Here is a 22,413-nt window from a genome sequence, read left to right as displayed (position 1 = left end):
CAAAATTTATCGGCATTGTCTTACGTAGCAAATGGCGATATGCCTCTCTCGCTACCGCCCCGATCTCGATTAGGTTGAAAAGCGGCACCGTTACGGTGCCGTTACGTAAACCATACGAGAGAAAAATATGAAAAGGATCCTTCAAGGTGCACTGCTGGCACTCCTGCTGAGCTTCGCCTCGCTCGCTGCGGCTGAGGACGTCGCTCCGATCAACGTCAACACCGCCGATGCCGAGCTACTCACCGAACTGCCGGGGGTCGGCCCGAGCCGGGCCCAGGCGATCGTCGAGTATCGCGAAGCCAACGGCAACTTCGAGAGTGCCGACGACCTCACGCAGGTCAGCGGTATCGGCCAAGCCACAGTGGACAAGTTCCGCGATCAGGTCACGTTCTGAGGCGAGCTTGCGCTAGGCATTGGCCATACACAGCGAGGCCGGCAGATGCCGGCCTCGCTGTCGTATGGCGCAGAGTAACGTTCTGGCGTACTACAAGCGCAGGCCGCCATCGCATTCGATCACGCGCCCGGTGAAGTAGTCGTTCTCGATGATGAACGCCACGCTCTGGGCGATGTGGTCCGGGTTGCCGAGACGCTTGAGCGGCACGCCTGCGGTCAGCTTCTCCAGCATGTCCTCGCGCATCGAGGCGGTCATGTCGGTCTCGATGAAGCCCGGCGCCACCGCGCCCACACGAATGCCATAGCGCGCCAGCTCCTTGGCCCAGGTGGTGGTCAGCGCCACCACGGCGGCCTTGGCCGCGGCGTAGTTGCTCTGCCCCATGTTGCCCGCCCGGGAGATGCTGGAAATGTTGACGATCACCCCGTCGTGCCCCGCCTCGACCATCTGCGCCGCGGCTTCGCGACCGCACAGGAACACACCGGTGAGATTGACGTCGATGACCGACTGCCACTGCTCCAGCGACATGGTCTTCTCGACCTTGCCGTCCTTCGCCTTGACCAGCAGCGCATCGCGCAGAATGCCGGCATTGTTGACGAGACCGCTGACCGGCCCCAGGCGAGCCGCCACGTCACCGAAGGCGCGCTTCACCGATGCTTCGTCAGCCACGTTGACCTGAAACGCTCCCGCCTCGATGCCTTCTGCATGCAACGCGGAGACGGCCTTGTCCAAGGCATCCGTGTCCATGTCCAGCAACGCCAGTTGGGCGCCCTGACGTCCGAGACGCTGTGCCATGGCAAAACCAAGGCCACGGGCGCCGCCCGTGATGGCAATTACGCTCTTGTCCAGTTTCATTCGTTGTCCCTTGTCAGAGGTATGAGTCTTGGGCTCATTGCCCTGCCAGGCGGCCGAGCCTGACGAGCGAGCCATTCTTCTTGCCTTACTCCTCTATTCGGCACTTCAGGGCGCCGACTTGAGGCTGAAAGGATCTTTTGTGCATTGCAGCATAAAGGATGAGGACCGTGAATGCCAAGCGGGCCGTACGCATGCGCTTGAATTCCGGTCGAGCATCCCCATTTAGCACTGAACGACACCCTCGGAGCCGACATGCCGCTACTGCTCTTCTTCTCGCTGTTCACCCTACTCGACTTCGTCGTCCTGTTCTCCGTCGGCAGCCAGATCGGTCTGCTGCCCACTCTGCTTCTGGTACTGGCCACCGGCTTCACCGGTCTCTACCTGATCCGGCAGCAGGGTACCGCCACGCTGCTACGCGCCCGCGAGCGCATGGCTCAGGGCGAGCTGCCCTCCAGCGAATTGCTTACCGGCGCCGCTCTCATATTCGGTGGCGCGCTGATGCTCGCTCCGGGCTTCCTGTCCGATGCGCTCGGTCTGCTCTGTGTGATGCCCGGCGCACGGCGCCTGCTTGCCCGGCTGCTGGCGCTGCTCAATCTGCGCTGGCTTGCCACGGTCACCCGTCAGAACTCGAGCGCAGCGCAACAAGATGAAGCACGACACGATGCCGGGTGGCAGCAGCACGGGCATGAAGCCGAACGGCAGCGCAGCGACGAGCAGGGGCCGCCGCTGGAAGGCGACTTCATCAGCCGCGACGAGCCACGGCGTCGGGGTTGAGAGGATTCGGCGAAGCGTGAAATTTTTTTACTGCTGACCCTTGAAAGGCATTTGCCCGGCCCCATTTCTCGGTCAGCACAAGGCTACGGCGCCGAGCGGAGCTCGGTGCCTTTGACAAGGAAGGCGTCCTCGCCTCCCCTTCCAGACCCTCTGGAAGTGAATGACGAACCGCCATGTCCAGGCATGGCATCACAGACCATCAGGAGAACGTGAGCAATGAACATCCGTCCCTTGCACGATCGCGTCGTCATCCGTCGCGTTGAAGAAGAGCAAAAAACCGCTGGCGGCATCGTGCTTCCGGGCAACGCCCAGGAAAAGCCGACTCGTGGCGAAGTGCTCGCCGTCGGTAACGGCCGGATTCTCGACAACGGCGATGTTCGCCCGCTGGACGTCAAAGTCGGCGATACCGTGATTTTCAAGGATGGCTTTGGCGTCGAGAAGCAGAAGATCGATGGCGAGGAAGTCCTGATCATGAGCGAGTCCGACATTCTCGCCGTGGTCGAAGGCTGAGCCGACGAACCCTACTCCGTTCCCATAAGACGTTCACGAACTCACAGGAAGTAACGAAAAATGGCAGCGAAACAAGTCAAATTCTCCGATGATGCCCGCAAGCGCATGGCCCGTGGCGTTGACGTTCTGGCCAACGCCGTCAAGGCCACCCTGGGTCCGAAGGGCCGTAACGTGGTGCTGGAGAAGTCCTTCGGCGCACCGACCGTGACCAAGGACGGCGTCTCCGTGGCCAAGGAAATCGAGCTGAAAGACAAGTTCGAGAACATGGGCGCGCAGATGGTCAAGGAAGTCGCTTCCAAGACCTCCGACGTCGCCGGTGACGGCACCACCACCGCCACCGTGCTGGCTCAATCCATCGTCACCGAGGGCATGAAGGGCGTGACCGCCGGCATGAACCCGATGGACCTGAAGCGCGGCATCGACCAGGCCGTCATTGCCGCCGTCAAGGAAATCGAAGCCCTGGCCGTGCCCTGCACCGATTCCAAGGCCATCGCTCAGGTCGGCACCATCTCCGCCAACGGCGACAAGCGTATCGGTGAGATCATCGCCGAAGCGATGGAGAAGGTCGGCAAGGAAGGCGTCATCACCGTCGACGAAGGTCGCGGCTTCGAGGACGAGCTGGAAGTGGTCGAAGGCATGCAGTTCGACCGCGGCTACCTGTCGCCCTACTTCGTGACCAACCAGGACACCATGGCGGTCGAGCTGGAAGACCCCTACCTGCTGCTGGTCGACAAGAAGATCTCCAACATCCGCGAACTGCTGCCGGTGCTGGAAGCCGTCGCCAAGTCCGGCAAGCCGCTGGCGATCATCGCCGAGGACATCGAAGGCGAGGCCCTGGCCACCCTGGTGGTCAACAACATGCGCGGCATCGTCAAGGTTGCGGCTGCCAAGGCGCCCGGCTTCGGCGACCGTCGCAAGGCCATGCTGCAGGATATCGCCATCCTGACCAACGGCACCGTGATCTCCGAGGAAGTGGGTCTGACTCTGGAGCAGGCCAACCTGGATCACCTGGGCAGCGCCAAGCGCATCACCATGTCCAAGGAGAACACCACCATCATCGACGGCGCCGGTAACGAGGGCGACATCGAAGCCCGCGTCAACCAGATCCGCGCGCAGATCGAAGACACCTCTTCCGACTACGACCGCGAGAAGCTGCAGGAGCGCGTCGCCAAGCTGGCCGGCGGTGTTGCCGTCATCCGCGTCGGTGCTGCCACCGAAGTCGAGATGAAGGAGAAGAAGGCCCGCGTCGAAGACGCCCTGCACTCCACTCGCGCTGCGGTCGAGGAAGGCGTAGTGCCTGGCGGTGGTACCGCTCTGGTTCGCGTGCTGACCAAGATCAAGGACCTCAAGGGTGAGAACGAGGACCAGACCCACGGTATCGCCATCGCGCTGCGCGCCATGGAGTCTCCGCTGCGTCAGATCGTCACCAACGCCGGTCAGGAAGCTTCCGTGATCCTCAACGAGGTGAAGGCTGGCCAGGGCAACTTCGGCTACAACGCCCAGACCGGCGAGTTCGGCGACCTGTTCGAAATGGGCGTGCTGGACCCGGCCAAGGTGACCCGTACTGCGCTGCAGTCCGCCGGCTCCGTGGCAGGCCTCATGATCACCACCGAGTGCATGATCGCCGACGATCCGGAAGAGAAAGAAGGCGGCCCGGACATGGGCGGCATGGGTGGAATGGGTGGCATGGGCGGCATGATGTAAGTCGGCCACCTCCCAAGCCCTTTACAAGCCCCGCCATCGTGCGGGGCTTGTGCTTTTTTGGTGCACTACAGGGCTTTCACTGGGTTTCAAAAACGTTACCATGCTGGAAACGGTCGTCCCCGCTATCCTCACGACCGGTCGCAAGCGAGAACGAGACGAGCATGGTTGACGTACTGGACAAGTTGGCAGAAGCAGTCGCCGAAGAAGAGAACCTGGAATCGCTGGTCAATTCCCTGCTCGAGCTGCTGGAAGCCGTCACCGGGCTGGAGTCCACCTACCTCACCCGCATCGATACGCAACGTGGCCTGCAGCATGTCGTGTTTTCCCGCAACAGCAAGGATCTCGACATACCGGCCGGCTTGTCCGTGCCCTGGGGAGATACGCTCTGCAAACGGGCGCTGGACGAGAAGCGCCCCTTCACCGATGACGTCGAGGCCTGTTGGGGCGACTCCGTCGCGGCCAAGGCTCTTGGCCTGAAGACCTACATCAGCGAACCGGTGTGCATCGGTCAGGATGAGCTTTATGGCACCCTGTGTGGCGCCAGCAAGAGCCGGAAATCCGTCTCCCCCAAGTCACGTCGTCTGCTGGCCATGTTCAGCCGCTTGATCGCACGCCAGCTCGAGAGAGACAGGCTCCTCGAGCGGCTCAAGCAGGAACACATGACCTTCAGGGAGTACGCGCTCACCGATCCACTGACAGGCATTCCCAACCGCCGGGCCATGGAAACCGAACTGCAGCGCGCTTTGGCCAATGCCGAGCGTACGGGGAGCGTCATTCACCTCGCCTTCATCGACCTGGACGATTTCAAGCGGATCAACGACCAGCATGGGCACGATGCCGGCGACAGATTCCTCATCGAGATAGCGAAGACTCTGAAGACCGGCATTAGGGAAGGTGACGTCGTTGCCCGGATCGGTGGCGACGAGTTCGTCGTGTTCGGCAATGCCGGCACCTCTGACTCCGCCATGGCGCGGGAGGTGATTGCACATCGTCTGGCGGACCTGACCCGCGGCACGTTCGACTTGGGCGTGATCCAGCTCGAATATGGTGGAGCCAGCGTCGGTGTCGCCACCTCGCTCATGGGGGAACGCGATATCGACGCCCTATTGGGCCGGGCAGACGAGGCCATGTATCAGGCCAAGCAGGCCCGTCGCAACAACGACCCGACGCCGTCCATACACCATTCCAATTGAGGCGCTTTGCGCTACCATCGTCTTTTCCTCAGCCAGCAAGCCGACCCCATGCTCGCCAATATCCGTATCGTCCTCGTCCAGACCTATCACCCCGGCAACATCGGCGCCTCGGCGCGGGCCATGAAGACCATGGGCCTGACGAATCTGGTGCTGGTCAACCCACGCTGCTTTCCCGATAGCGAGGCGTCACGGCTGGCAGCAGGCGCTGAGGACGTGGTCGACGGCGCCCGTGCGGTGGCCACGCTGGAAGAGGCGGTGAGCGACTGCGTTCAGGTGGTGGGGGCCAGCGCCCGGCTGCGCAGCCTGCCCCTGCCCCATTTCGACGAGCCCGAGGCGATGGCCCGGGAGCTGGTGGAAAACGCCGCGGGCGATCCGGTGGCCCTGGTGTTCGGCCGCGAGCGCTTCGGTCTGACCAACGACGAGATCCGGCTGTGCAGCCATCAGGTCAGCATCCCCGCCAACCCGGACTACGGCATCCTCAATCTCTCCCAGGCGGTGCAGGTGCTCGCCTACGAGGTATTCAAGGCTTGGCGCCTGCGGCCAGAGAGCGGCTATCGCCCGCCGCGCCCTGCCGAGGAGCGTCAGCCGACTCGTGAGCAGATCGCTCATTTCCAGGAGCACCTTAGCCGGGTGATGCAGGCGAGCGGCTTTCTGACCCAGCCCCACGCCCGCACCGAGGCCCAGTTGCAGGCCCTGTTCGCCCGGGCTCAGCCCAGCCGCAAGGAGCTGTCGCTGCTGCGGGGCCTGCTTCGCTCGCTGGAAGAATCCGCCACGGACGACTAGGCTTCGAAATGCCCTGTCACGGAACCTTCTTTTGATCGTTACGGCACTGTCATCGCCGCCGTGAGAAAAAGGGCGTGATCCCATGAGGGGATCGGGCAATGGACACTGTCGAAGGTACGACACGGACGCGAGCAAGGAAGCGGAACGGGATGCGGCATCGAATATGCCCAGGGAGACATGCGCCACGAGGCTACTTGCCCGTGGCGCTCTTTCTTTCATGCCCTGACGCGCTGTTATGACCCCCGACGCTCTTCCACGACTTCCGACTCGCCGACGTGCAGCGACTCCCAGCCCGGCACTCCCTCACGGATTCGCTGCGAGAAATCGGGCGCGCGGTGAACCTGCCGTGCCCGCTCGTCGATCCGGCCGCCGGCTTCCAGCTCGGGTAGCGAATGGCCGGGCCACAGCCCGCCCACCTTGAAGGCATAGCCCGGCAACCGGTCGGTGACCAGCAGCCGGTAATCGAACGGCAGGCGTGCGCCGATGCCGCGCGCCATGTCGAAGATCAGCGTAGTGCAATTGGCCGTGATGGTGTTGTAGAAACGCGGTGATTCGACCAGCGCATTGGCTTCGTCGACGTAGGCCAGCAGCAGCGAGCGCATCGCCCTGCGTGACATGTGCAGGCGATAGATCGAGACCCGCTCGCCGCGCACCTTGGTGCGCAGCCCCACCGCATCGCGCTCGTCGGCGGCGACGATGGCAAGCTCGTACTGGCGGAAGAAACCGCCGATCTCGGAGAAGCGCTCGCCCTTCAGGCGCCGTACCTCCACGGAGAAAAGCACGAAGCGCTCACCTTCGAAGCCGAACGAGATCATCACGTGAGCGACACCGGGGCGCCCCCAACTGGAGACGATCATGTCCACCGAGTCGAGCCTTTCGAGGTCGTAGCTGCGCTCTTCCCAGTGCTCGTCCGCCTCGTCTCGGGTGTGCCAGTCGAAGTCGCGCACGTGATGCAGCGTCAGGCGTTCGCCGCGCACCTCACCCGTGGCCAGATGGACTACGTCCGCCGACCAGGGACGATCATGGGTGGGCTGCAGACGGAACCACCAGATCAGCAGCGCCGCCAACAGCAGCAGCAAGACAACGCTTGCCGGCCAGATCCCCTGGGCGCCGAGCATGACCAGCACCAGGGCGACCAGACTCCATCCCGTGACCGCCAGGCGCCGCTGGTTCGGCGTACCGGGCAGTCGGAACCACAGCGCAGCTGCGCCCCACATAGCCGCCAACGCCAGTACGGTATGGGCGACAATACCTACTATCAGCTGAGCCATTTCATTCCACTTCTTCCGAGATGCGGCCATATTAGCAGCCTGTACAAGGCCATGCCCGTCTCGCAGTGGTATGAGGTGACGAACGTCGAAATCAGGCTGGCGTCAGCCAGGCGGCATAGTCCGTCAGGCGGCCTTCCAGCTCGCCGCGGGTGACCTGGCGATAGAGGCATTGCAACTGCGCCGTCACGGAGTTGAGGTCGATGGGCTGCTCGGGCAATGGTGCGCCGGCCCGGGCACCGATGTGCCGCCCGTCGAGCTCACGCAGCGGCAGGATCTCCGCCGCCGTGCCGGTGACGAAGGCCTCGTCGGCGGTATACAGCTCGTCGCGGGTAATGCGGCGCTCGCGCACCTCGAGCCCGAGCACGTTGCGAGCCAGGCGAATCACGCTGTCGCGGGTGATGCCCTGCAGGCAGGAGGTCACTTCCGGCGTATGCAGAACCCCGTCGCGCAGCAGGAAGACATTGGCGGCGGATGCCTCGGCCACGTAGCCCTCGGGGTCGAGCATGATCGCCTCGTCGAAACCGGCCTTGACGGCGGTGTTGAGCGCCAGCATGGAGTTGACGTAATGGCCGTTGGTCTTGGCCCGGCAGAGGCTGATGTTGACGTGATGCCGAGCCCAGGAGGAGGTCAGCGCCCGCAGCCCCAGGGTGGCGGCTTCGGCCGAAATGTAATCGCCCAGATCCCAGGCGGCGATCATGACGTGCACCGAAAGCCCCTTGGCGCGCAGCCCCAGTCCTTCGGCGCCGAAGAACACGGTCGGCTTGAGATAGGCATTGCGCAATTCGTTTCGCACCAGGCACTGGCGCTGGGCCTCGATCAGCGTTTCACCGTCGAAGGCCACGGGGATGTCCAGCGCATGGGCACTGTCGAGCAGCCGGCGGGTATGCTCGGCGACCCGAAACAGGTGGGTTCCATGGGCCCCCGCATAAGCCCGCACGCCTTCGAAGCAGCCCATGCCGTAATGCAGGGTGTGGGTCAGCAGGTGCGTCTTGGCGTCGCGCCAGGGCAGCCACTCGCCGTCCAGCCAGATCCAGCCGTCACGATCGTAAAGCGGGGTCATGTCGTCCTCGTCGTTCCAACGCGCCGCCACTCCTCTCGCCAGCTGTCGATCAACGCGCGCTGATGGGGTTGCAGCGCCTGGTAGGCCCAGGCGGCGATCTCGTCGTCTTGCGGATCGGGCACCGCAATGCGGCTACCCGAGAGGACTTGCAGCACCGCATGACCGCATAGCGGCACGTAGCCTTCGGAATAGCCGCCCTCATGAATCATCACCAGCTTGCCGCCACTGATACGCTCGGCCAGGTCCTTCAGTTGCTGCGTCATGGCAGCGAAGGCCGAACTGTTGAGCATCATCTTGCCCAGCGGATCCTTGCCGCAGGCGTCGTAGCCACAGGCCACCACGATCAGATCGGGAGCGAAGTCGCCGATGGCAGGCAACACCAGCTCCTGCATGGCATAGCGATAGGCACCGATACCGCTGCCGGGCGGCATCGGCAGGTTGAGGTTGGCACCGAGACCCGCGCCCTCGCCCAGCTCATCGAAGTCGCCGGTGTCGAGCGGATAGTTGCCGGCCTGGTGAATCGACACCGTCAGCACGTCGGGATCGTCGTAGAACGCCGCCTGCTGGCCGTTGCCGTGATGAACGTCCCAATCGAGAATCGCCACGCGCCGAACCAGGCCCAGCGCCCTGGCGTGCATCACCGCCACGGGAATGTTGCCGAGCAGGCAGAAGCCGCGACCGCGGTCAGCCTCGGCGTGATGTCCCGGCGGGCGACACAGGGCATAGGCATTGGGCAACTCACCGCCGGCCACCGCCTCCACCGCCGCGATCGCCAGACCGGCCGACTGGCGGGCCGCCGCAAGGCTGCCCGGCGTGTACGGGGCACACTCCCCGGCATCACCGCCGCAAGTCCTGTCGCCCTCTTCGAGTTCGTCCAGATAGCGCCCGGTGTGGAATCGCGCCAGGTCCTCGCGGCTGGCTGGCGGCGCCTTGCGCACCTCGAGCTCGTCGATCAGCCCCGAGACTTCGAGCAGGTTCTTCAGCCGTCGCTTGCTCTCGGGGCTCTCGGAAGCGGGCTGCGGCTGCAGGAACTCCCCCGGCGCCGAGAACACCCCGATGGCACCGGGGTCATGCCAGAAGCAGCGCTCGTGCCAGAAGAAACCGGTTCTGCGCCCTTCGCTCATGGCCGCTTCTCCAGTTGCTCCCAGACCTCGATGGCAGCGGCCAGATCCTCGAGAGAAGCGCCCACCGACTTGAACAGCGTGATCGTATCGGGACTTGTACGCCCCGGCTTCTCCCCTTTGAGCAGCTCCGCCAGATCGGCGGCGATGTCGTTGAAGGAGAACGCACCTTCCGCGATGGCCTGGTGCAGATCGCCCGCCTCGCCCCGGGCCCCGGCGTAGGTGTCGACGAACACCTGGGAACGGCGCAGACACTCGGCGTCGGTCTCACGCATGCTGGGGCGAAAGGCGCCGATCAGATCGAGGTGCGTACCGGGAGTGAGCCACTCACCGCGTATCAACGGCTCGGTGGAGAGCGTCACACAGCTGATCACATCGGCCTCGCGAGCAGCGGCGGCAAGATCCTCCACCGCCTCGCAGTCGAAGCGCTCGGCGTACTCCGCCGCCACCTGTCGCGCCTTCTCCAGGTTGCGCCCCCACACGCGCACGCGCCGAATGGGGCGCACCGCGGCGTGTGCCTCGATCACCATGGGAGCCAGCTTGCCGGTGCCCACCACCAGCAGCGACTGCGCATCCTCTCTGGCCAGCTCGCGGGCGGCCAGCGCAGAGGCCGCCGCCGTGCGCCGCCGGGTCAGTTCACTGCCTTCAAGACAGGCCAGCGGGCGGCCATGAGCCCCCTCGCTGAGAAAATAGACACCGGCGATGGCCGGCAGGCCATGCTCGGCGTTCTGCGGGAAGACGTTGACCATCTTCACGCCAATATAGCCGGCCCGTTCCCAGGCCGGCATCAACAGCATGGTGGCTTCGCCATCCGGCCGATGCATGGCGTGATGATGACGCGGCGGCGCCTCGACCCCTTCACGGAAAGTCAGTGCCAGTCGCTCGATCAGCGCGTCCCAGGGCAGCGCGGCGGCTACCTCATCGGCGGTGACGACGCGCATGTCAGGCCTCCGGCAGAGCCGCGATCACCATGATCTCGACTTTCCACTCGGGCTTGGCCAGCTTGGCCTCCAACGCAGCGCGAACCGGCGGACGCCCCGGCACCACCCAGGCTTCCCAGGCGGCGTTCATCTGGTCGAACTCGGCCATGTCGGTGACCCACACCTGGGCCGAGATGAGGTGCTCCTTGGAGCTGCCGGCCTGAGCCAGCAGCTCGTCGATGCGCGCCAGTACCTGCTCGGTCTGGCCGCGCATGTCGGCAGTGGCATCGCTCGGCACCTGGCCGGCCAGATAGACGGTACCGTTGTGCACGGCGATCTGGCTCATGCGGGCGTTGCTTTCATGGTAATGCACGGACATGTCGTTCTCTCTTGCAAAAGGTAAGGGGAATGAAGCAGCCGATCATGGCATGCCTACGAGGCGACGTCAGCCACCCATGAAGCCATCCATGAAGGCGGCAAGGTTATTGCCCAGGTGCTCGGTCGGGTAGCCGCCCTCCTGAACCAGTACGACAGGCAGTTTCATGCGGCTCAGGCGACGCCCCACCGCGGTGAAATCCTGCGTCTCCAAGGTCATGCCGGCCAGCGGGTCGTCGCGATGCGCATCGAGCCCCAGCGCCACGACCACGGCCTCGGGGCGGAAGGCTTCCAGCCTGGCGATCAGAATTTCCAGCGCCTCGAGGAAAGCCGCACCGTCACTGCCCAACGGTAGCGGCAGGTTGACATTGGCCCCCAGGCCTTCGCCCATGCCCTCTTCGTTGGCACCGCCCCAGAAGAAAGGATAGAAGTCGCTCGGATCCACGTGCAGCGATCCGGTCCAGACGTCGCCCCGGTAGTAGAAGATGTCCTGGGTGCCGTTGCCGTGGTGCAGGTCGACATCCAGTATCGCCACCCGCGAGAAGTGCTCGCGCAGCACCGTTGCCGCCAACGCCGAGTTGTTGAGGAAGCAGAATCCTCCGGCCCGGTCGGGGCCGGCGTGGTGGCCGGGAGGACGACACAGCGCATAAGTGGTGCCATGGCCTTCCAGCAGCGCCTCGGCAGCCGCCTGGGCCGTAGCCGCGCTGGCCAGTATGCCGCGGAAACTGTCGGCGCCGATGGGGCACGCCATGTCGTGCAGATGCCAGCCCGCCTGCCCCACCGGGTGACGTGGATAGTGATGCCCACCGCCGCAGGGATGAATGTTGGGCATCACCAATTCGGAAGCACCGGGCAGCTCGCGCCAGCGGACATGAATGGTCTCGAGGAAGCTCAGATAGCGCGGCGTATGGATCTTCTCCAGACGGCTGCGCAGCCGCGGGCTGTCGAGGTCCTCCGGCTCGTGCAGTGCCAGACCGGTGGCCTCGATACCCTTGGCCAACAGCTCGGCACGCACCGGGCCCTCGGGAGACGCGGTGATCTTACCGCGCAGCAGAAAGGAGCCTGGTGCGTGCAGCTCCTGATCGGGGTGGTAGAAGAGCTTCATCTCGGTTCCTCAAGCGAAGCGAGGTTGAAAGTTCTTCTACCCTACCCTGCCGGGCGGCATCGTGAAACCTCCCGGCTCCCTCAGCAGCGTCCCTGCATGCGCAGCCCGGGTGGGCAGAAGCCGCCGCGATGATCACGGTGGCGACGACCGTCGTGGTAGTAGTAGTGCCGCTCCACATAGCGGTCACGGTGGCGGTGCCGGTGCTTTTCTCCGTGATAGTAGCGGTCGGAGCCATCCACCACGATCAGCGGTTCTGACGTGACACGAGCCGGTGAGTAGCTACAGCCGGCCAGCGCCAGCATCAGGGGCAGAACGGCCAGGGTGAGCAGACGCGGGAGCAGTTTCATGACTTTTACCTCATTGGTAAAGTTGGATGCCCTTCGATTCCCTCAAGGAGGCGTCGGCTTTCCATCAGCTAGCGCCTCTCTTCTTGGTGCGACTCTCTGGGCAAGGCCAAACTGAAAGCAGCCTCAACAACGCCCTTGCTTGGCCAGACCAGGCGGGCAGAAACGGCCTCCCGGCGGGCCACCATGGTGCCCACGGCCATCGTCGATGACGACCAATGGCTGCGGGCTGATACGCGCCGGTTGGTAGCTGCAGCCGGCCACCAGCATGGCGGCCAGTACGATCACGAAGGGGAATGCCAGACGCCGTGACATGGCGTATCTCCAAGTTGACGAACAGTGTTCATAATAGCGGAGCGTAACGCCTTTACACATGTGGCGCAGCGGCTACAAACAAGTCGCCGAACGGCGACATTGCCAGCCCTTCGATAACGCGCGATAGTGCATGCTCGTTAGCCTGCAAACGGGACAAACCATGGACGCCCTCCGCCGCCACTCGCTGCTGCTGATCCTACTCGGCAGCCTGGTCATCTCACTGGCCATGGGGCTACGCCATGGATTCGGTCTGTTTCTGGAGCCCATGAGCAGCGATCTGGGATGGGGGCGTGAGGTATTCGCCTTCGCCCTGGCGCTGCAGAACCTGATCTGGGGCTTCGCTCAGCCCTTCACCGGCGCGCTGGCAGATCGCTACGGAGCCGCTCGGGTGGTGGTCATCGGCGGTGCGCTCTACGCCCTGGGTCTGCTGTTCATGGGAATTTCCGAGTCGGCGCTGGGCATGTCGCTCTCCGCCGGGCTGCTGATCGGCCTGGGGCTCTCGGGCACCACTTTCTCGGTGATCCTGGGCGCCGTGGGCCGTGCCGTGGCTCCGGAGAAGCGCAGCATGGCCATGGGCATCGTCAGCGCGGCGGGCTCGTTCGGTCAGTTCGCCATGCTGCCCGGCACTCTGGGCCTGCTCGGTTGGCTGGGCTGGTCGGCCGCGCTGCTGGCCATGGGCGCCCTGGCGGCGATGATGGTGCCGCTCGGTGCCATGCTGAAGGACCGCCCCTCCGCGCGCCTGGCCACGGACCTCTCACTGCGCGGAGCGCTGGATGAAGCCGCCGGCCATCGCGGCTTCTGGCTGCTGTGCCTGGGCTTCTTCGTGTGCGGCTTTCAGGTGGTGTTCATCGGCGTGCATCTGCCCGGCTATCTGTTCGACAACGGCCTGGCGCTGCACGTCGGCAGCACGGTGCTAGCTCTGGTGGGGCTGTTCAACATCTTCGGTACCTACGCCGCCGGCTGGCTGGGCGGAATCTACTCCAAGCCGCGCCTGCTCAGCTGGCTCTACCTGACCCGCGGTGCGGTTATTGCGCTCTTCGTCTTCATGCCGCTGAGCCCCGCCAGCGCCTACCTGTTCGGCATCGCCATCGGCCTGCTGTGGCTCTCCACCGTACCGCTGACCAACGGCATCGTGGCCTCGGTGTTCGGCGTACGCCATCTCTCCATGCTCGGCGGCATCGTCTTCCTGTTTCACCAGGTCGGCTCGTTCACCGGCGTGTGGCTGGGCGGCATGCTCTACGACCTGCACGGCGACTATGATGTGGTATGGAAGCTTGCCATTCTGCTCTCGGTGATCGCTGCTCTGCTGCACTGGTTCATCAGCGAGGCACCCATCGAGCGCAACGCTCCTCGCGAGGCTCAGGCATGAAGCGTTACCCATTGGTGAAACTTGCCGCTCTGATCGTCCTGGCCGGTGCCCTGGCACTGGTCTGGTGGGGCTGGCAAACCGCCGATGCTGCGCTGCTGCTGCTCGGCGTACGGCTGTGCTGAGCCTGCCGCTGCCGTTCTCCACGGCCCGGCCCACCCCGTTCCCGGCCTAGCTTACGGCGTGACTCACGCTTCGCTCGTTGCCTGAGACAGCGCCCAGGCGGTATCGCTGGTAAAGTCGATCTCGTTGATGTTCTCGGCCAGGAAGTCGAGCAGCGCCCGCACGGCGGGAAGCACACCCCGCCGCGAGGGGAAGACCGCATGCAGCACGCCGCCCCTCGGCTCCCAGCCGGGAATCACATCGACGAGACGTCCCGCCTTCAAGTCGTTGCCGGCCACCAGCAAGGCCAGCTTGACCACCCCCAGCCCTGCCAGCGCGGCCTGATGCAGCGTCTCGGCGTTGTCGGTGACCAGCCGCGGGTGATGACGAATCTGCGCCGTCGCTCCCTCGGGGCCATCCAGTACCCAGTCGTGCTGTCTGCCCACCTGTTCGAAGTCGAGGCTGGGCAACCCGGCCAGGTCGCCCGGCGCTTGCGGCCTCGGCCACGCCTCGAACAGGGTGGGAGCGGCCACCAGCCGCTGGGGGCTGCGCGACAGCACCTTCATCGAGAGGTCGCTGTCCTCGAGCGGCGGGAAACGCACCCGGATGGCCATGTCGAAGCCTTCCCTGATCACGTCCACCCGGCGGCTGGTGGCCTCCACCTGTACCTCCACGTCCGGGCACTGAGCCATGAAGCGTACCAGCAGCGGTGTGATCAGATAATGCAGCAGGCTTGGCGGACAGCTCAGCCGCACCGTGCCCCGCGGTAACGCCAGGTTGCGCTGAATCAGCTCCTCGGCAGCCTCCGCCTCCACCAGCATCGCCGCGCAGTGGCGGTAGTAAGCCTGGCCCAGCTCGGTAACGGAAAGATGGCGCGTCGAGCGCTGAATCAGCCGGGCACCCAGCCGCTCCTCGAGCTGCGCGATGCGCCGGCTCAGCTTCGACTTGGGAATGCCGAGGGCGCGCCCGGCCGGAGCAAACCCACCATGGTCCACCACCTGCACGAAGTAGTAGAGGTCGTTGAGGTCCTGCATATCGTTCCTCCCTTGTTGTCCTATTCATGGAACGCTGAGTGTGTATTATGCCCTCTACTGCCGCTTCCGTTCTCCTCATAAGCTTCCTGTATCGGGCAAAGGCCCAATCCATGCAGGAGCCAGACCATGAAGAAGATCCAAGGCATCTATGGCGCCCCTCGCGGCCACTGGGTCGGCGACGGCTTCCCCGTGCGTTCGCTGTTCAGCTATGACCGCCACGGCGCCGACCACCTGAGCCCTTTTCTGCTGCTCGACCACGCCGGCCCACATGACTTCCCGCCGGCAAGCCGGCCGCGCGGCGTCGGCGCTCACCCGCACCGCGGCTTCGAGACCGTGACCCTGGTCTACAAAGGCGAACTGGAGCATCGCGACTCCACCGGCAGCGGCGGTCGTATCGGCGAGGGTGACGTGCAGTGGATGACCGCCGGAGCCGGCATCGTCCACGAGGAGTTTCACTCCGGCGACTTCACCGCGCAGGGCGGCACCCTGGAAATGGTGCAGCTGTGGGTCAATCTGCCGGCCGAGCACAAGTCGGCCCCGGCGGCCTACCAGACGCTGCTCGACGCCGACATTCCACGCGTCGCGCTGCCTGGCCGCGCCGGCGAGCTGCGGGTGATTGCCGGCAAGTACCGCGGCCATGAAGGGCCGGCCCATACCTTCACCCCGATCGAGGTGTGGGATCTGCGGTTGGCGGCAGGCGGCGAAACGAGCCTGCAAGTTACCGAGGGGCACACCACCCTGCTGGTGGTGCTCGAAGGGACGGTACAGGTCAACGGCGACGCCGTGGTGCGTGATGCTGGTCTGGTGTGCTTCGAGCGCCAGGGCGACGAGATACGGCTCGAAGCCAACAACGACGCCAAGCTACTGCTGCTCGCCGGCGCCCCCTTGGGCGAATCGGTGGTGGGGTACGGCCCCTTCGTGATGAACAGCGAAGCCGAGATCCATCAGGCCTTCGCCGATTTCCAGGCCGGCAAGTTCGGCCGCCTGGAGGGTTAGCGGTCCCGCCGCGCCCAACCGCGCCCTGCATCCCTGACCGGGCGCTCCACTCAACCTTGGAGGAATATAACCATGTCCTTTACCTACAATCGACTCGACAAGGACGATGTCGCCCTGCTGATGGTCGATCATCAGTCCGGCCTGCTCTCACTGGTGCGCGACTTCAGCCCCGACGATTTCAAGAACAACGTGCTGGCCCTGGCCGACATCGCCAAGTTCTTCGAGATCCCCACCATCCTCACCACCAGCTTCGAGGACGGTCCCAACGGGCCGATGGTGCCGGAACTGAAGGAGATGTTCCCCGACGCGCCCTACTTCGCCCGCCCCGGGCAGATCAACGCCTGGGACAACGAAGAGTTCGTCGCGGCGATCAAGGCCACCGGCAAGAAGCAGCTGCTGATCGCTGGCGTGGTGACCGAGGTGTGCGTGGCCTTCCCGGTACTCTCGGCCCTGGAAGAGGGCTATGAGGTATTCGTCGTCACCGACGCTTCCGGCACCTTCAACCAGACCACCCGGGACGCCTCCTGGGACCGCATGTCCCAGGCAGGAGCCCAGCTGATGACCTGGTTCGGAGTGGGTTGCGAACTGCACCGCGATTGGCGCAACGACATCGAAGGCTTCGGCGGCCTGCTGGCCGGCCACCTGCCCGCCTACGCCAACCTGATCCAGAGCTACACCGCCCAGAAGCGCTGACGGGCGCGGGCGCGGGCCCGGCACCTGCCGGGCCCAGCCTCACTCATCGCGCGTTTCGGCCTGCCCAGGAGGTGTCATGTCCAGCAACGAACTCCACCCCGTCGACCACTGCGACGGGGCAACCATTAAGATCCACCACCGCGTGCGGCTCGGTGCCGCGGATCGCTACGAGACCTGGCTGCGCCAGATCATCGAGGCCGCTGGGCGTTTCCCCGGCCATCAGGGGGTACACATTTTGCGCCCTCCCGAAGGTCATCACGACTACGAGATCGCCGTGCGCTTCGCCAGCGACGACGACGCCCGACGCTGGCGGGAGTCAGCCGAACGCCGTGAGCTCATGGCGACCATTCAGAGAGAACTGCAACAGGCCGAGCGGGTGGAGATCGTGAGCGGCATCGACTACTGGTTCACCCCGCCCACACCCGCCAGCAGGCAGCCAACGCGCTGGAAACAGTGGCTGGTGACCACATCGGTGATCTGGCCGCTGACCATCATCGTACCGCTGCTGTGGCAACCGCTCTTCGGCCTGCTGCCGCTGCTCGGCACCTGGGGCATTCGTCACGGCCTGGTCGCCGCCACCATCGTCGCGCTGGTGGTCTACCTCGTCATGCCCCGAGTGGTGAAACTGGTGGCGCCCTGGCTGTTCCGTTGAGTCATGAGCATCCTCTCTCAGGCAGGGCGAACGGCCAAAGCCTATGCTGAAACAAGCGCCGCCCCTCCTGCCCACTTCATCCTTCCCGGGAAAACGACAATGAGCAATCTCGTCAACGAAGCCGACCTCTCCTCATCCCTCGATTGCCCAATCGTCGACGGCAAACGCCAGGTGCAGCATGTCGCACCGCGCAGCGCCGACGTGGGCGGCATCCCCGTCAACCGTGTGCTGCCTTCGCGTCATCGACGCCTGATCGGTGCCTGGTGCTTCCTCGACCACGCCGGCCCGGCGGTGTTCAAGGGCGACTCACGCGGCCTGCGAGTCGGCCCCCACCCGCACATCGGCCTGCAAACCTTCACCTGGATGATCGAGGGCGAAGTGCTGCATCGTGACAGTCTGGGTCACGAGCAGGTGATTCGCCCCGGTCAGGTCAACCTGATGACGGCGGGTCGCGGCATCAGTCACACCGAGGAGTCGGTACCCGGCGAGTCGCACCTGCATGCCGCCCAGCTCTGGATCGCCCTGCCCGACGCCCATCGTCGCACCGACCCGCGCTTCGACCACTATCCGACACTGCCGCAGTGGCGCGAAGGCGACGTCGAGATGACTCTGCTCACCGGGGAGTTCGGCGGCCACCGCGCACCGACGCTGGCCTTTTCGCCGCTGGTGGGTCTGGATCTGGCGGCCTCGTCGGGCGGCGCGCTGGAGCTGCCGCTACATGAGGAGTTCGAGTACGGCCTGCTGCCGCTGGAAGGCGAACTCGCGATCGCAGGCGAACGCTTCGCCACCAACGAGCTGGCTTACCTTGGGCGCGGACGCCGCGACGTCACCATCGAACTGCCGGCAGGTGGACGTGCGATCCTGGTGGGCGGCGAACCGCTGGGCGAGGAGATCCTGATCTGGTGGAACTTCGTCGGTCACAGCAAGGCCGAGATCATCGAGGCCCAACGCGACTGGGAAGCCGGCAGCGAGCGCTTCGGCAGCATTCCCCAGTTCGATGGCAAGCGCCTGGAGCCGCCGCCGCTGCCCTGGCAGGCCTGAAGACGGCTTCCCCTCCCCGCCACCTGAAGAGAGGCACTCATGACCACCTATACGCCACCGCGCATACTGGTCTTCGCCGGCAGCGCCAGAGAGAACTCTTTCAACAAGCGCCTCGCCCGCCTGGCGGCTGAGCGAGTCGAGCACGTCGGCGGCCTGGCCACCTTCATCGACCTGCGCGACTACCCGATGCCGCTCTACGACGGCGACCTGGAAAGTCGCGAAGGCCTGCCCGCCAATGCCCGCAGCCTCCAGGCCCTGCTCGCCGAACATCAGGGGCTGCTGCTCGCCTCACCGGAGTACAACGGCTTCATCACGCCACTGATGAAGAACACGCTCGACTGGATGTCTCGCTCGGACGGTGAGAACAGCGGCCTGGCACTGTTCGCCGAGCGGGTGGCGGCGGTGTTTTCCGCCTCGCCGGGGGCATTCGGCGGCATGCGCAGCCTCGCCCTGCTCCGCCAGTTGCTGGGCAACCTCGGCGTGACCGTGCTGCCCAATCCGCTGGCGATTCCCCGCGCCGCCCAGGCCTTCAACGAAGCCGGCGAGCTGGTGGACGAGAGCCAGCGGCAGCGCCTCGACGCCCTGTGCCGGCGCCTGGTGACGACACTGGCCAAGCTGCAAGCGACCGACCCCAGCAGAGAGGAGTGATAGGCAAGCACTCAACCACAGACGAAAAAGGCGCCCATGCCGGTCAGCATGGACGCCTTTTTGGCAGCCACTTGTCCTTACAGATAAAACTTGGGCAGCTTGCGTGCAGCACGCTTGCGCTTGGCTTTAGTGGCGCGCAGCGGAACGTCCCAGATGGTCAGGAACCGTTCGGTGACGGGGGCCGTTTCGCTCTCGGCAAGGCCCCGGTCACGGCGGCTCGGCAGCGGCAAATCCCAGATGGTGGGGAAACGTAGTGTATTCATGATGAATTACGGTTCTCGGAACCGCCTCCGCATCGTTTGTGGAAGTATTTTTCACATTATCCACATCATTAGACTTTAGTTCAACATTCCGCCGAAATTTCACTTCACTCGGCATGCCAATCGCTAATGGAGTCGTTATACTGCAATGCAACATAAATGACGCAGGAGTTGTTATGGCCAAGGAAGAACGCAAGCACATCGACCTCGCCCTGCAGGGCGGCGGCTCACACGGCGCCCTGACCTGGGGAGTGTTGGACCGGCTGCTGGAGGAGGAGCGGCTGGAGATCGACGGCGTCAGCGGTACCAGTGCAGGAGCGATGAATGCCGTGGTGCTGGCCGATGGGCTGCACCGCGGCGGGCGTGAGGGAGCGCGCCAGGCGCTGCACGATTTCTGGAGCGGCGTCAGCGACGCGGCACGCTTCTCGCCCATCCAGCCGACACCATGGGACCAGTTGATGGGCAACAGCAGCCTGGACAACTCCCCCAGCTACCTGATGTTCGAGAGCCTCACCCAGCTCATCGCCCCGTCCAAGCTCAACCCGATGAAGTTCAACCCCTTGCGCGACCTGGTGTGCAAGCTGGTCGACTTCGAACGGGTGAATGCCTGCCGCAAGGCCAAGGTGTACGTCACCGCCACCAACGTTCGTACCGGGCGCGCCAAGGTCTTCAGCCAGCCCGAGATCACCGTGGACACCGTCATGGCCTCGGCTTGCCTGCCATTCATGTTCCCGGCGGTGGAAATCGACGGCGAAGCCTACTGGGACGGCGGCTACAGCGGTAATCCGGCGCTGTTCCCGCTGGTGGATGACATGGATTGTCAGGACCTGGTGGTGATCCAGGTAAACCCGCTGATCCGCCAGACACTGCCCGACAGCGCCCGTGACATCATCAACCGCATCAACGAGATCACCTTCAATACCAGCCTGATCAAGGAGCTGCGCAGTATTCAGTTGCTGCAGCAGCTGATCGATGCCGAAGGGCTCGAGGTGGAGCGCTACCGCTCCATGCGCCTGCACCTGATTCATGCCGAGAAGGAAGTGGAGCAGTTGAGTGCTTCGAGCAAACTCAACGCCCAGTGGGACTTCGTCTCCCGCCTTTACCGCCAAGGGCGCGGCTGGGCCGATCTGTGGCTGAAGGAGAACTTCGACAAGCTGGGGCAGTGCTCCACCTTCGATCTCAATGCCGTGTTCAGCGATACCTTCCGCCCGCTCGCCCGCCCCAGCGGCACGAGCCAGGACGTCGCCGCGGCCGAGCAGGACAAGCCCAGCGCCGAGGAGCCCAGTGCCAGGCTGCCTGCCGACAAGCAGCCCACCGACAAGGCCTCCACCAGCAAGGCATCCACCGGCAAGGCGCCCAGCCGCAATGACTCCAGCACGAAGACTGGCAAAGGAGACGAGTCATGAGCGGCATTCTTGCCATCGTCGTTGCGCTGGTCCTGCTGATGTACCTGGCCTATCGCGGCCTGAGCCTGCTGATTCTGGCCCCGGCGCTGGCCGCCCTGGTGGCGCTGGTGTCGGTGGATACGCCGCTGTTGGCCAGCTATACCCAGGTGTTCATGGGCTCGGCAGGCAACTTCATCGTCAGCTTCTTCCCGCTGTTCCTGCTGGGGGCCATCTTCGGCAAGTTGATGGAAGACTCCGGCAGCGCTGAGGTGCTGGCCGGTGCCATCGTCGAGCGTCTGGGCGAGAGCCGTGCCATTCTCGCCGTGGTGATTTCCTGTGCGGTGATGACCTACGGCGGCGTGTCGCTGTTCGTGGTGGCTTTCGCCGTATTCCCCATCGCCGCAGCACTGTTTCGCAAGGCCGACCTGCCCAAGCGACTGATCCCCGGCACCATCGCCCTGGGTGCCTTCACCTTCACCATGACGGCGCTGCCCGGCACACCGGCGATCCAGAATGCCATCCCGATGCCCTTCTTCGGCACCTCGCCCTTCGCCGCCCCGGGGCTCGGCATCATGACCGGATTGATCATGCTGGGCCTGGGCCAGGCCTGGCTCACCTACCGCGCCAGGCAGGCACGAGCAGCGGGCGAAGGCTACGGCGAGCATGACAGCGAGCCCACCCCGCACGATCACCTGCGCGAGCGTGCGGCCGGCGAAGGCTTCGACCTGGCCGAGGTCCAGCCTCAGCCTCGCAGCGGGCTGCCCAGCCTGCCTCTGGCACTGCTGCCCATCGTGCTGGTGATCGCGCTGAACCTGCTGTTCACCACCGTGGTCATCCCGGCCATGGACACCGGCTACCTGGCGGATCCGGTCTACGGCGCCACCAGCATCGAATCGGTACGTGGCGTGTGGTCGGTCATCGCCGCGCTGGTGTTCTCAATTCTGGTACTGATCGCGCTCAATTGGTCGCGCCTACAGCAACTTACCGCCTCGCTGGACAGCGGCGCCAATGCCTCGCTGCTGCCGATCTTCAACACCGCGAGCCTGGTCGGCTTCGGCTCGGTGATCGCCTCGCTGGCGGCTTTCGATGCCATCAGCGCCTGGGTGACCACCGCCGGCGGCGACAATCCGCTCATTTCGCTGGCCATCGCCGTGAACCTGCTGGCGGGCATGACCGGCTCCGCCTCCGGTGGCATGAGCATCGCGCTCTCCACCCTGGGCGACACCTACCTGGCCATGGGCCAGGCGGCCGGCATCTCACCCGATCTACTGCACCGGGTTACCGCCGTGGCCACCGGCGGCCTGGACGCCCTGCCCCACAACGGCGCGGTGATCACCCTGCTCTCTATCTGCGGGCTGACGCACCGCCAGGCCTATCTGGACATCGCCGCGGTGGCCGTGGTGGGGCCGATCATCTCGCTGATCCTGCTGATCCTGGTGGGCTCGCTGGTGGGTTCCTTTTAACGGCTCGTTCTGAACGACTCGTGCTTGGCGGCTCGTCCCAGCCCCCGTGCGC

Annotated in this window: 26 protein-coding genes; 15 read left to right on the top strand and 11 right to left on the bottom strand. The window is 64.7% G+C overall.

Translation table 11 applies throughout. The features are described from left to right. Window positions 1–127: 127 nt before the first annotated feature. Window positions 128–394 carry a ComEA family DNA-binding protein gene (locus B8115_RS13010; RefSeq protein WP_010628246.1) on the top strand — a complete coding sequence of 89 codons (267 nt, stop codon included), beginning with the start codon at window positions 128–130 and terminating at the stop codon, window positions 392–394. 90 nt (window positions 395–484) lie between these two features. On the opposite strand, the gene B8115_RS13005 is transcribed toward B8115_RS13010, so the two are convergent. Then, a complete protein-coding gene (locus B8115_RS13005) occupies window positions 485–1,246 on the bottom strand; it encodes an SDR family oxidoreductase (RefSeq protein ID WP_010628245.1) in 762 nt (253 codons plus the stop codon). A gap of 252 nt (window positions 1,247–1,498) precedes the next feature. On the opposite strand from B8115_RS13005, the gene B8115_RS13000 reads away from it, so the two are divergent. The 5 genes from B8115_RS13000 (at window position 1,499) to B8115_RS12980 (ending at window position 6,210) form a co-directional block, all read left to right on the top strand. Next, the gene (locus B8115_RS13000) at window positions 1,499–2,020 is read left to right on the top strand and encodes an FxsA family protein (protein ID WP_010628244.1); all 522 of its coding nucleotides are present in this window, start codon (window positions 1,499–1,501) and stop codon (window positions 2,018–2,020) included. Window positions 2,021–2,236: 216 nt separating this feature from the next. Continuing rightward, window positions 2,237–2,530 carry a co-chaperone GroES gene (locus tag B8115_RS12995; protein WP_010628243.1) on the top strand — a complete coding sequence of 98 codons (294 nt, stop codon included), beginning with the start codon at window positions 2,237–2,239 and terminating at the stop codon, window positions 2,528–2,530. Between the two features lie 60 nt (window positions 2,531–2,590). Beyond that, a complete protein-coding gene (gene groL, locus B8115_RS12990; RefSeq protein WP_010628242.1) occupies window positions 2,591–4,234 on the top strand; it encodes a chaperonin GroEL in 1,644 nt (547 codons plus the stop codon). A gap of 161 nt (window positions 4,235–4,395) precedes the next feature. Beyond that, window positions 4,396–5,427: a diguanylate cyclase domain-containing protein gene (locus B8115_RS12985; protein ID WP_010628241.1), complete on the top strand. Its 1,032-nt coding sequence runs from the start codon at window positions 4,396–4,398 to the stop codon at window positions 5,425–5,427. 48 nt (window positions 5,428–5,475) lie between these two features. Next, complete coding sequence (locus tag B8115_RS12980; protein WP_026038102.1) at window positions 5,476–6,210, top strand: RNA methyltransferase; 735 nt, start codon at window positions 5,476–5,478, stop codon at window positions 6,208–6,210. Between the two features lie 233 nt (window positions 6,211–6,443). Here B8115_RS12980 and B8115_RS12975 read toward each other — a convergent pair whose 3' ends face one another. The 8 genes from B8115_RS12975 to B8115_RS12940 all read right to left on the bottom strand — a co-directional run bounded on the left by B8115_RS12975 (window position 6,444) and on the right by B8115_RS12940 (window position 12,721). Next, entirely contained in the window at window positions 6,444–7,481 is a 1,038-nt protein-coding gene (locus B8115_RS12975; RefSeq protein WP_010628239.1) for a DUF4105 domain-containing protein, read from the bottom strand. Between the two features lie 91 nt (window positions 7,482–7,572). Beyond that, a complete protein-coding gene (locus B8115_RS12970; protein WP_010628238.1) occupies window positions 7,573–8,541 on the bottom strand; it encodes a branched-chain amino acid transaminase in 969 nt (322 codons plus the stop codon). Beyond that, window positions 8,538–9,665: a class II histone deacetylase gene (locus B8115_RS12965; RefSeq protein ID WP_010628237.1), complete on the bottom strand. Its 1,128-nt coding sequence runs from the start codon at window positions 9,663–9,665 to the stop codon at window positions 8,538–8,540. The genes B8115_RS12970 and B8115_RS12965 overlap by 4 nt, the downstream gene beginning before the upstream one ends. Continuing rightward, window positions 9,662–10,603, bottom strand: a complete 942-nt coding sequence (locus B8115_RS12960) for an ornithine cyclodeaminase family protein (protein WP_010628236.1) — start codon at window positions 10,601–10,603, stop codon at window positions 9,662–9,664. Before B8115_RS12960 ends, B8115_RS12965 begins: the two co-directional genes overlap by 4 nt. A 1-nt stretch (window position 10,604) precedes the next feature. Then, window positions 10,605–10,961 carry a RidA family protein gene (locus B8115_RS12955; RefSeq protein WP_010628235.1) on the bottom strand — a complete coding sequence of 119 codons (357 nt, stop codon included), beginning with the start codon at window positions 10,959–10,961 and terminating at the stop codon, window positions 10,605–10,607. A 66-nt stretch (window positions 10,962–11,027) separates the two neighbouring features. After that, complete coding sequence (locus tag B8115_RS12950) at window positions 11,028–12,062, bottom strand: histone deacetylase family protein (protein ID WP_010628234.1); 1,035 nt, start codon at window positions 12,060–12,062, stop codon at window positions 11,028–11,030. 80 nt (window positions 12,063–12,142) lie between these two features. Then, window positions 12,143–12,409 carry a hypothetical protein gene (locus B8115_RS12945; protein ID WP_010628233.1) on the bottom strand — a complete coding sequence of 89 codons (267 nt, stop codon included), beginning with the start codon at window positions 12,407–12,409 and terminating at the stop codon, window positions 12,143–12,145. Between the two features lie 123 nt (window positions 12,410–12,532). Further along, entirely contained in the window at window positions 12,533–12,721 is a 189-nt protein-coding gene (locus B8115_RS12940) for a hypothetical protein (protein ID WP_010628232.1), read from the bottom strand. Between the two features lie 160 nt (window positions 12,722–12,881). Between B8115_RS12940 and B8115_RS12935 the strand changes: the two genes are divergently transcribed. Further along, a complete protein-coding gene (locus B8115_RS12935; protein WP_010628231.1) occupies window positions 12,882–14,090 on the top strand; it encodes an MFS transporter in 1,209 nt (402 codons plus the stop codon). Then, on the top strand, window positions 14,087–14,212 hold the full coding sequence (locus B8115_RS24075; protein ID WP_267963416.1) for a hypothetical protein: 126 nt from the start codon (window positions 14,087–14,089) through the stop codon (window positions 14,210–14,212). Before B8115_RS12935 ends, B8115_RS24075 begins: the two co-directional genes overlap by 4 nt. Window positions 14,213–14,275: 63 nt before the next feature. On the opposite strand, the gene B8115_RS12930 is transcribed toward B8115_RS24075, so the two are convergent. Continuing rightward, complete coding sequence (locus B8115_RS12930) at window positions 14,276–15,223, bottom strand: LysR substrate-binding domain-containing protein (RefSeq protein ID WP_010628230.1); 948 nt, start codon at window positions 15,221–15,223, stop codon at window positions 14,276–14,278. Window positions 15,224–15,349: 126 nt separating this feature from the next. Here B8115_RS12930 and B8115_RS12925 point away from each other — a divergent pair, with 126 nt between their 5' ends. The 5 genes from B8115_RS12925 (at window position 15,350) to B8115_RS12905 (ending at window position 19,253) form a co-directional block, all read left to right on the top strand. Next, window positions 15,350–16,219, top strand: coding sequence for a pirin family protein (locus B8115_RS12925; protein ID WP_010628229.1), 870 nt, complete (start codon window positions 15,350–15,352; stop codon window positions 16,217–16,219). A gap of 72 nt (window positions 16,220–16,291) precedes the next feature. Beyond that, window positions 16,292–16,912 (top strand): isochorismate family cysteine hydrolase YcaC, encoded by a 621-nt coding sequence (gene ycaC, locus B8115_RS12920; protein ID WP_010628228.1) that lies wholly within the window; start codon window positions 16,292–16,294, stop codon window positions 16,910–16,912. 76 nt (window positions 16,913–16,988) lie between these two features. Next, window positions 16,989–17,564: an antibiotic biosynthesis monooxygenase gene (locus B8115_RS12915; RefSeq protein WP_010628227.1), complete on the top strand. Its 576-nt coding sequence runs from the start codon at window positions 16,989–16,991 to the stop codon at window positions 17,562–17,564. 99 nt (window positions 17,565–17,663) lie between these two features. After that, window positions 17,664–18,605: a pirin family protein gene (locus B8115_RS12910; protein WP_010628226.1), complete on the top strand. Its 942-nt coding sequence runs from the start codon at window positions 17,664–17,666 to the stop codon at window positions 18,603–18,605. Between the two features lie 39 nt (window positions 18,606–18,644). Then, a complete protein-coding gene (locus B8115_RS12905) occupies window positions 18,645–19,253 on the top strand; it encodes an NADPH-dependent FMN reductase (protein WP_010628225.1) in 609 nt (202 codons plus the stop codon). 77 nt (window positions 19,254–19,330) lie between these two features. Here B8115_RS12905 and B8115_RS12900 read toward each other — a convergent pair whose 3' ends face one another. Beyond that, on the bottom strand, window positions 19,331–19,516 hold the full coding sequence (locus B8115_RS12900) for a hypothetical protein (RefSeq protein WP_010628224.1): 186 nt from the start codon (window positions 19,514–19,516) through the stop codon (window positions 19,331–19,333). Between the two features lie 173 nt (window positions 19,517–19,689). Between B8115_RS12900 and B8115_RS12895 the strand changes: the two genes are divergently transcribed. Both B8115_RS12895 and B8115_RS12890 read left to right on the top strand, forming a co-directional pair. Continuing rightward, window positions 19,690–20,919 carry a patatin-like phospholipase family protein gene (locus B8115_RS12895; protein ID WP_010628223.1) on the top strand — a complete coding sequence of 410 codons (1,230 nt, stop codon included), beginning with the start codon at window positions 19,690–19,692 and terminating at the stop codon, window positions 20,917–20,919. Next, window positions 20,916–22,361, top strand: a complete 1,446-nt coding sequence (locus B8115_RS12890) for a GntP family permease (RefSeq protein WP_010628222.1) — start codon at window positions 20,916–20,918, stop codon at window positions 22,359–22,361. The genes B8115_RS12895 and B8115_RS12890 overlap by 4 nt, the downstream gene beginning before the upstream one ends. The last annotated feature ends 52 nt before the right edge of the window (window positions 22,362–22,413 follow it).

Source organism: Halomonas sp. KM-1 (assembly GCF_000246875.1).
Taxonomy (GTDB): Bacteria; Pseudomonadota; Gammaproteobacteria; order Pseudomonadales; family Halomonadaceae; genus Halomonas; species Halomonas aerodenitrificans.
Note: the sequence above shows the minus strand (reverse complement) of the source record. Positions and strands in the feature narration are given on the sequence as shown.

Excerpts from the sequence above, each read along its gene's own strand:
- B8115_RS13010 (WP_010628246.1), top strand. The coding sequence starts at position 128 with ATGAAAAGGATCCTTCAAGGTGCACTGCTGGCACTCCTGCTGAGCTTC.
- B8115_RS13005 (WP_010628245.1), bottom strand. The coding sequence starts at position 1,246 with ATGAAACTGGACAAGAGCGTAATTGCCATCACGGGCGGCGCCCGTGGC.
- B8115_RS13000 (WP_010628244.1), top strand. The coding sequence starts at position 1,499 with ATGCCGCTACTGCTCTTCTTCTCGCTGTTCACCCTACTCGACTTCGTC.
- B8115_RS12995 (WP_010628243.1), top strand. The coding sequence starts at position 2,237 with ATGAACATCCGTCCCTTGCACGATCGCGTCGTCATCCGTCGCGTTGAA.
- groL (WP_010628242.1), top strand. The coding sequence starts at position 2,591 with ATGGCAGCGAAACAAGTCAAATTCTCCGATGATGCCCGCAAGCGCATG.
- B8115_RS12985 (WP_010628241.1), top strand. The coding sequence starts at position 4,396 with ATGGTTGACGTACTGGACAAGTTGGCAGAAGCAGTCGCCGAAGAAGAG.
- B8115_RS12980 (WP_026038102.1), top strand. The coding sequence starts at position 5,476 with ATGCTCGCCAATATCCGTATCGTCCTCGTCCAGACCTATCACCCCGGC.
- B8115_RS12975 (WP_010628239.1), bottom strand. The coding sequence starts at position 7,481 with ATGGCTCAGCTGATAGTAGGTATTGTCGCCCATACCGTACTGGCGTTG.
- B8115_RS12970 (WP_010628238.1), bottom strand. The coding sequence starts at position 8,541 with ATGACCCCGCTTTACGATCGTGACGGCTGGATCTGGCTGGACGGCGAG.
- B8115_RS12965 (WP_010628237.1), bottom strand. The coding sequence starts at position 9,665 with ATGAGCGAAGGGCGCAGAACCGGTTTCTTCTGGCACGAGCGCTGCTTC.
- B8115_RS12960 (WP_010628236.1), bottom strand. The coding sequence starts at position 10,603 with ATGCGCGTCGTCACCGCCGATGAGGTAGCCGCCGCGCTGCCCTGGGAC.
- B8115_RS12955 (WP_010628235.1), bottom strand. The coding sequence starts at position 10,961 with ATGTCCGTGCATTACCATGAAAGCAACGCCCGCATGAGCCAGATCGCC.
- B8115_RS12950 (WP_010628234.1), bottom strand. The coding sequence starts at position 12,062 with ATGAAGCTCTTCTACCACCCCGATCAGGAGCTGCACGCACCAGGCTCC.
- B8115_RS12945 (WP_010628233.1), bottom strand. The coding sequence starts at position 12,409 with ATGAAACTGCTCCCGCGTCTGCTCACCCTGGCCGTTCTGCCCCTGATG.
- B8115_RS12940 (WP_010628232.1), bottom strand. The coding sequence starts at position 12,721 with ATGTCACGGCGTCTGGCATTCCCCTTCGTGATCGTACTGGCCGCCATG.
- B8115_RS12935 (WP_010628231.1), top strand. The coding sequence starts at position 12,882 with ATGGACGCCCTCCGCCGCCACTCGCTGCTGCTGATCCTACTCGGCAGC.
- B8115_RS24075 (WP_267963416.1), top strand. The coding sequence starts at position 14,087 with ATGAAGCGTTACCCATTGGTGAAACTTGCCGCTCTGATCGTCCTGGCC.
- B8115_RS12930 (WP_010628230.1), bottom strand. The coding sequence starts at position 15,223 with ATGCAGGACCTCAACGACCTCTACTACTTCGTGCAGGTGGTGGACCAT.
- B8115_RS12925 (WP_010628229.1), top strand. The coding sequence starts at position 15,350 with ATGAAGAAGATCCAAGGCATCTATGGCGCCCCTCGCGGCCACTGGGTC.
- ycaC (WP_010628228.1), top strand. The coding sequence starts at position 16,292 with ATGTCCTTTACCTACAATCGACTCGACAAGGACGATGTCGCCCTGCTG.
- B8115_RS12915 (WP_010628227.1), top strand. The coding sequence starts at position 16,989 with ATGTCCAGCAACGAACTCCACCCCGTCGACCACTGCGACGGGGCAACC.
- B8115_RS12910 (WP_010628226.1), top strand. The coding sequence starts at position 17,664 with ATGAGCAATCTCGTCAACGAAGCCGACCTCTCCTCATCCCTCGATTGC.
- B8115_RS12905 (WP_010628225.1), top strand. The coding sequence starts at position 18,645 with ATGACCACCTATACGCCACCGCGCATACTGGTCTTCGCCGGCAGCGCC.
- B8115_RS12900 (WP_010628224.1), bottom strand. The coding sequence starts at position 19,516 with ATGAATACACTACGTTTCCCCACCATCTGGGATTTGCCGCTGCCGAGC.
- B8115_RS12895 (WP_010628223.1), top strand. The coding sequence starts at position 19,690 with ATGGCCAAGGAAGAACGCAAGCACATCGACCTCGCCCTGCAGGGCGGC.
- B8115_RS12890 (WP_010628222.1), top strand. The coding sequence starts at position 20,916 with ATGAGCGGCATTCTTGCCATCGTCGTTGCGCTGGTCCTGCTGATGTAC.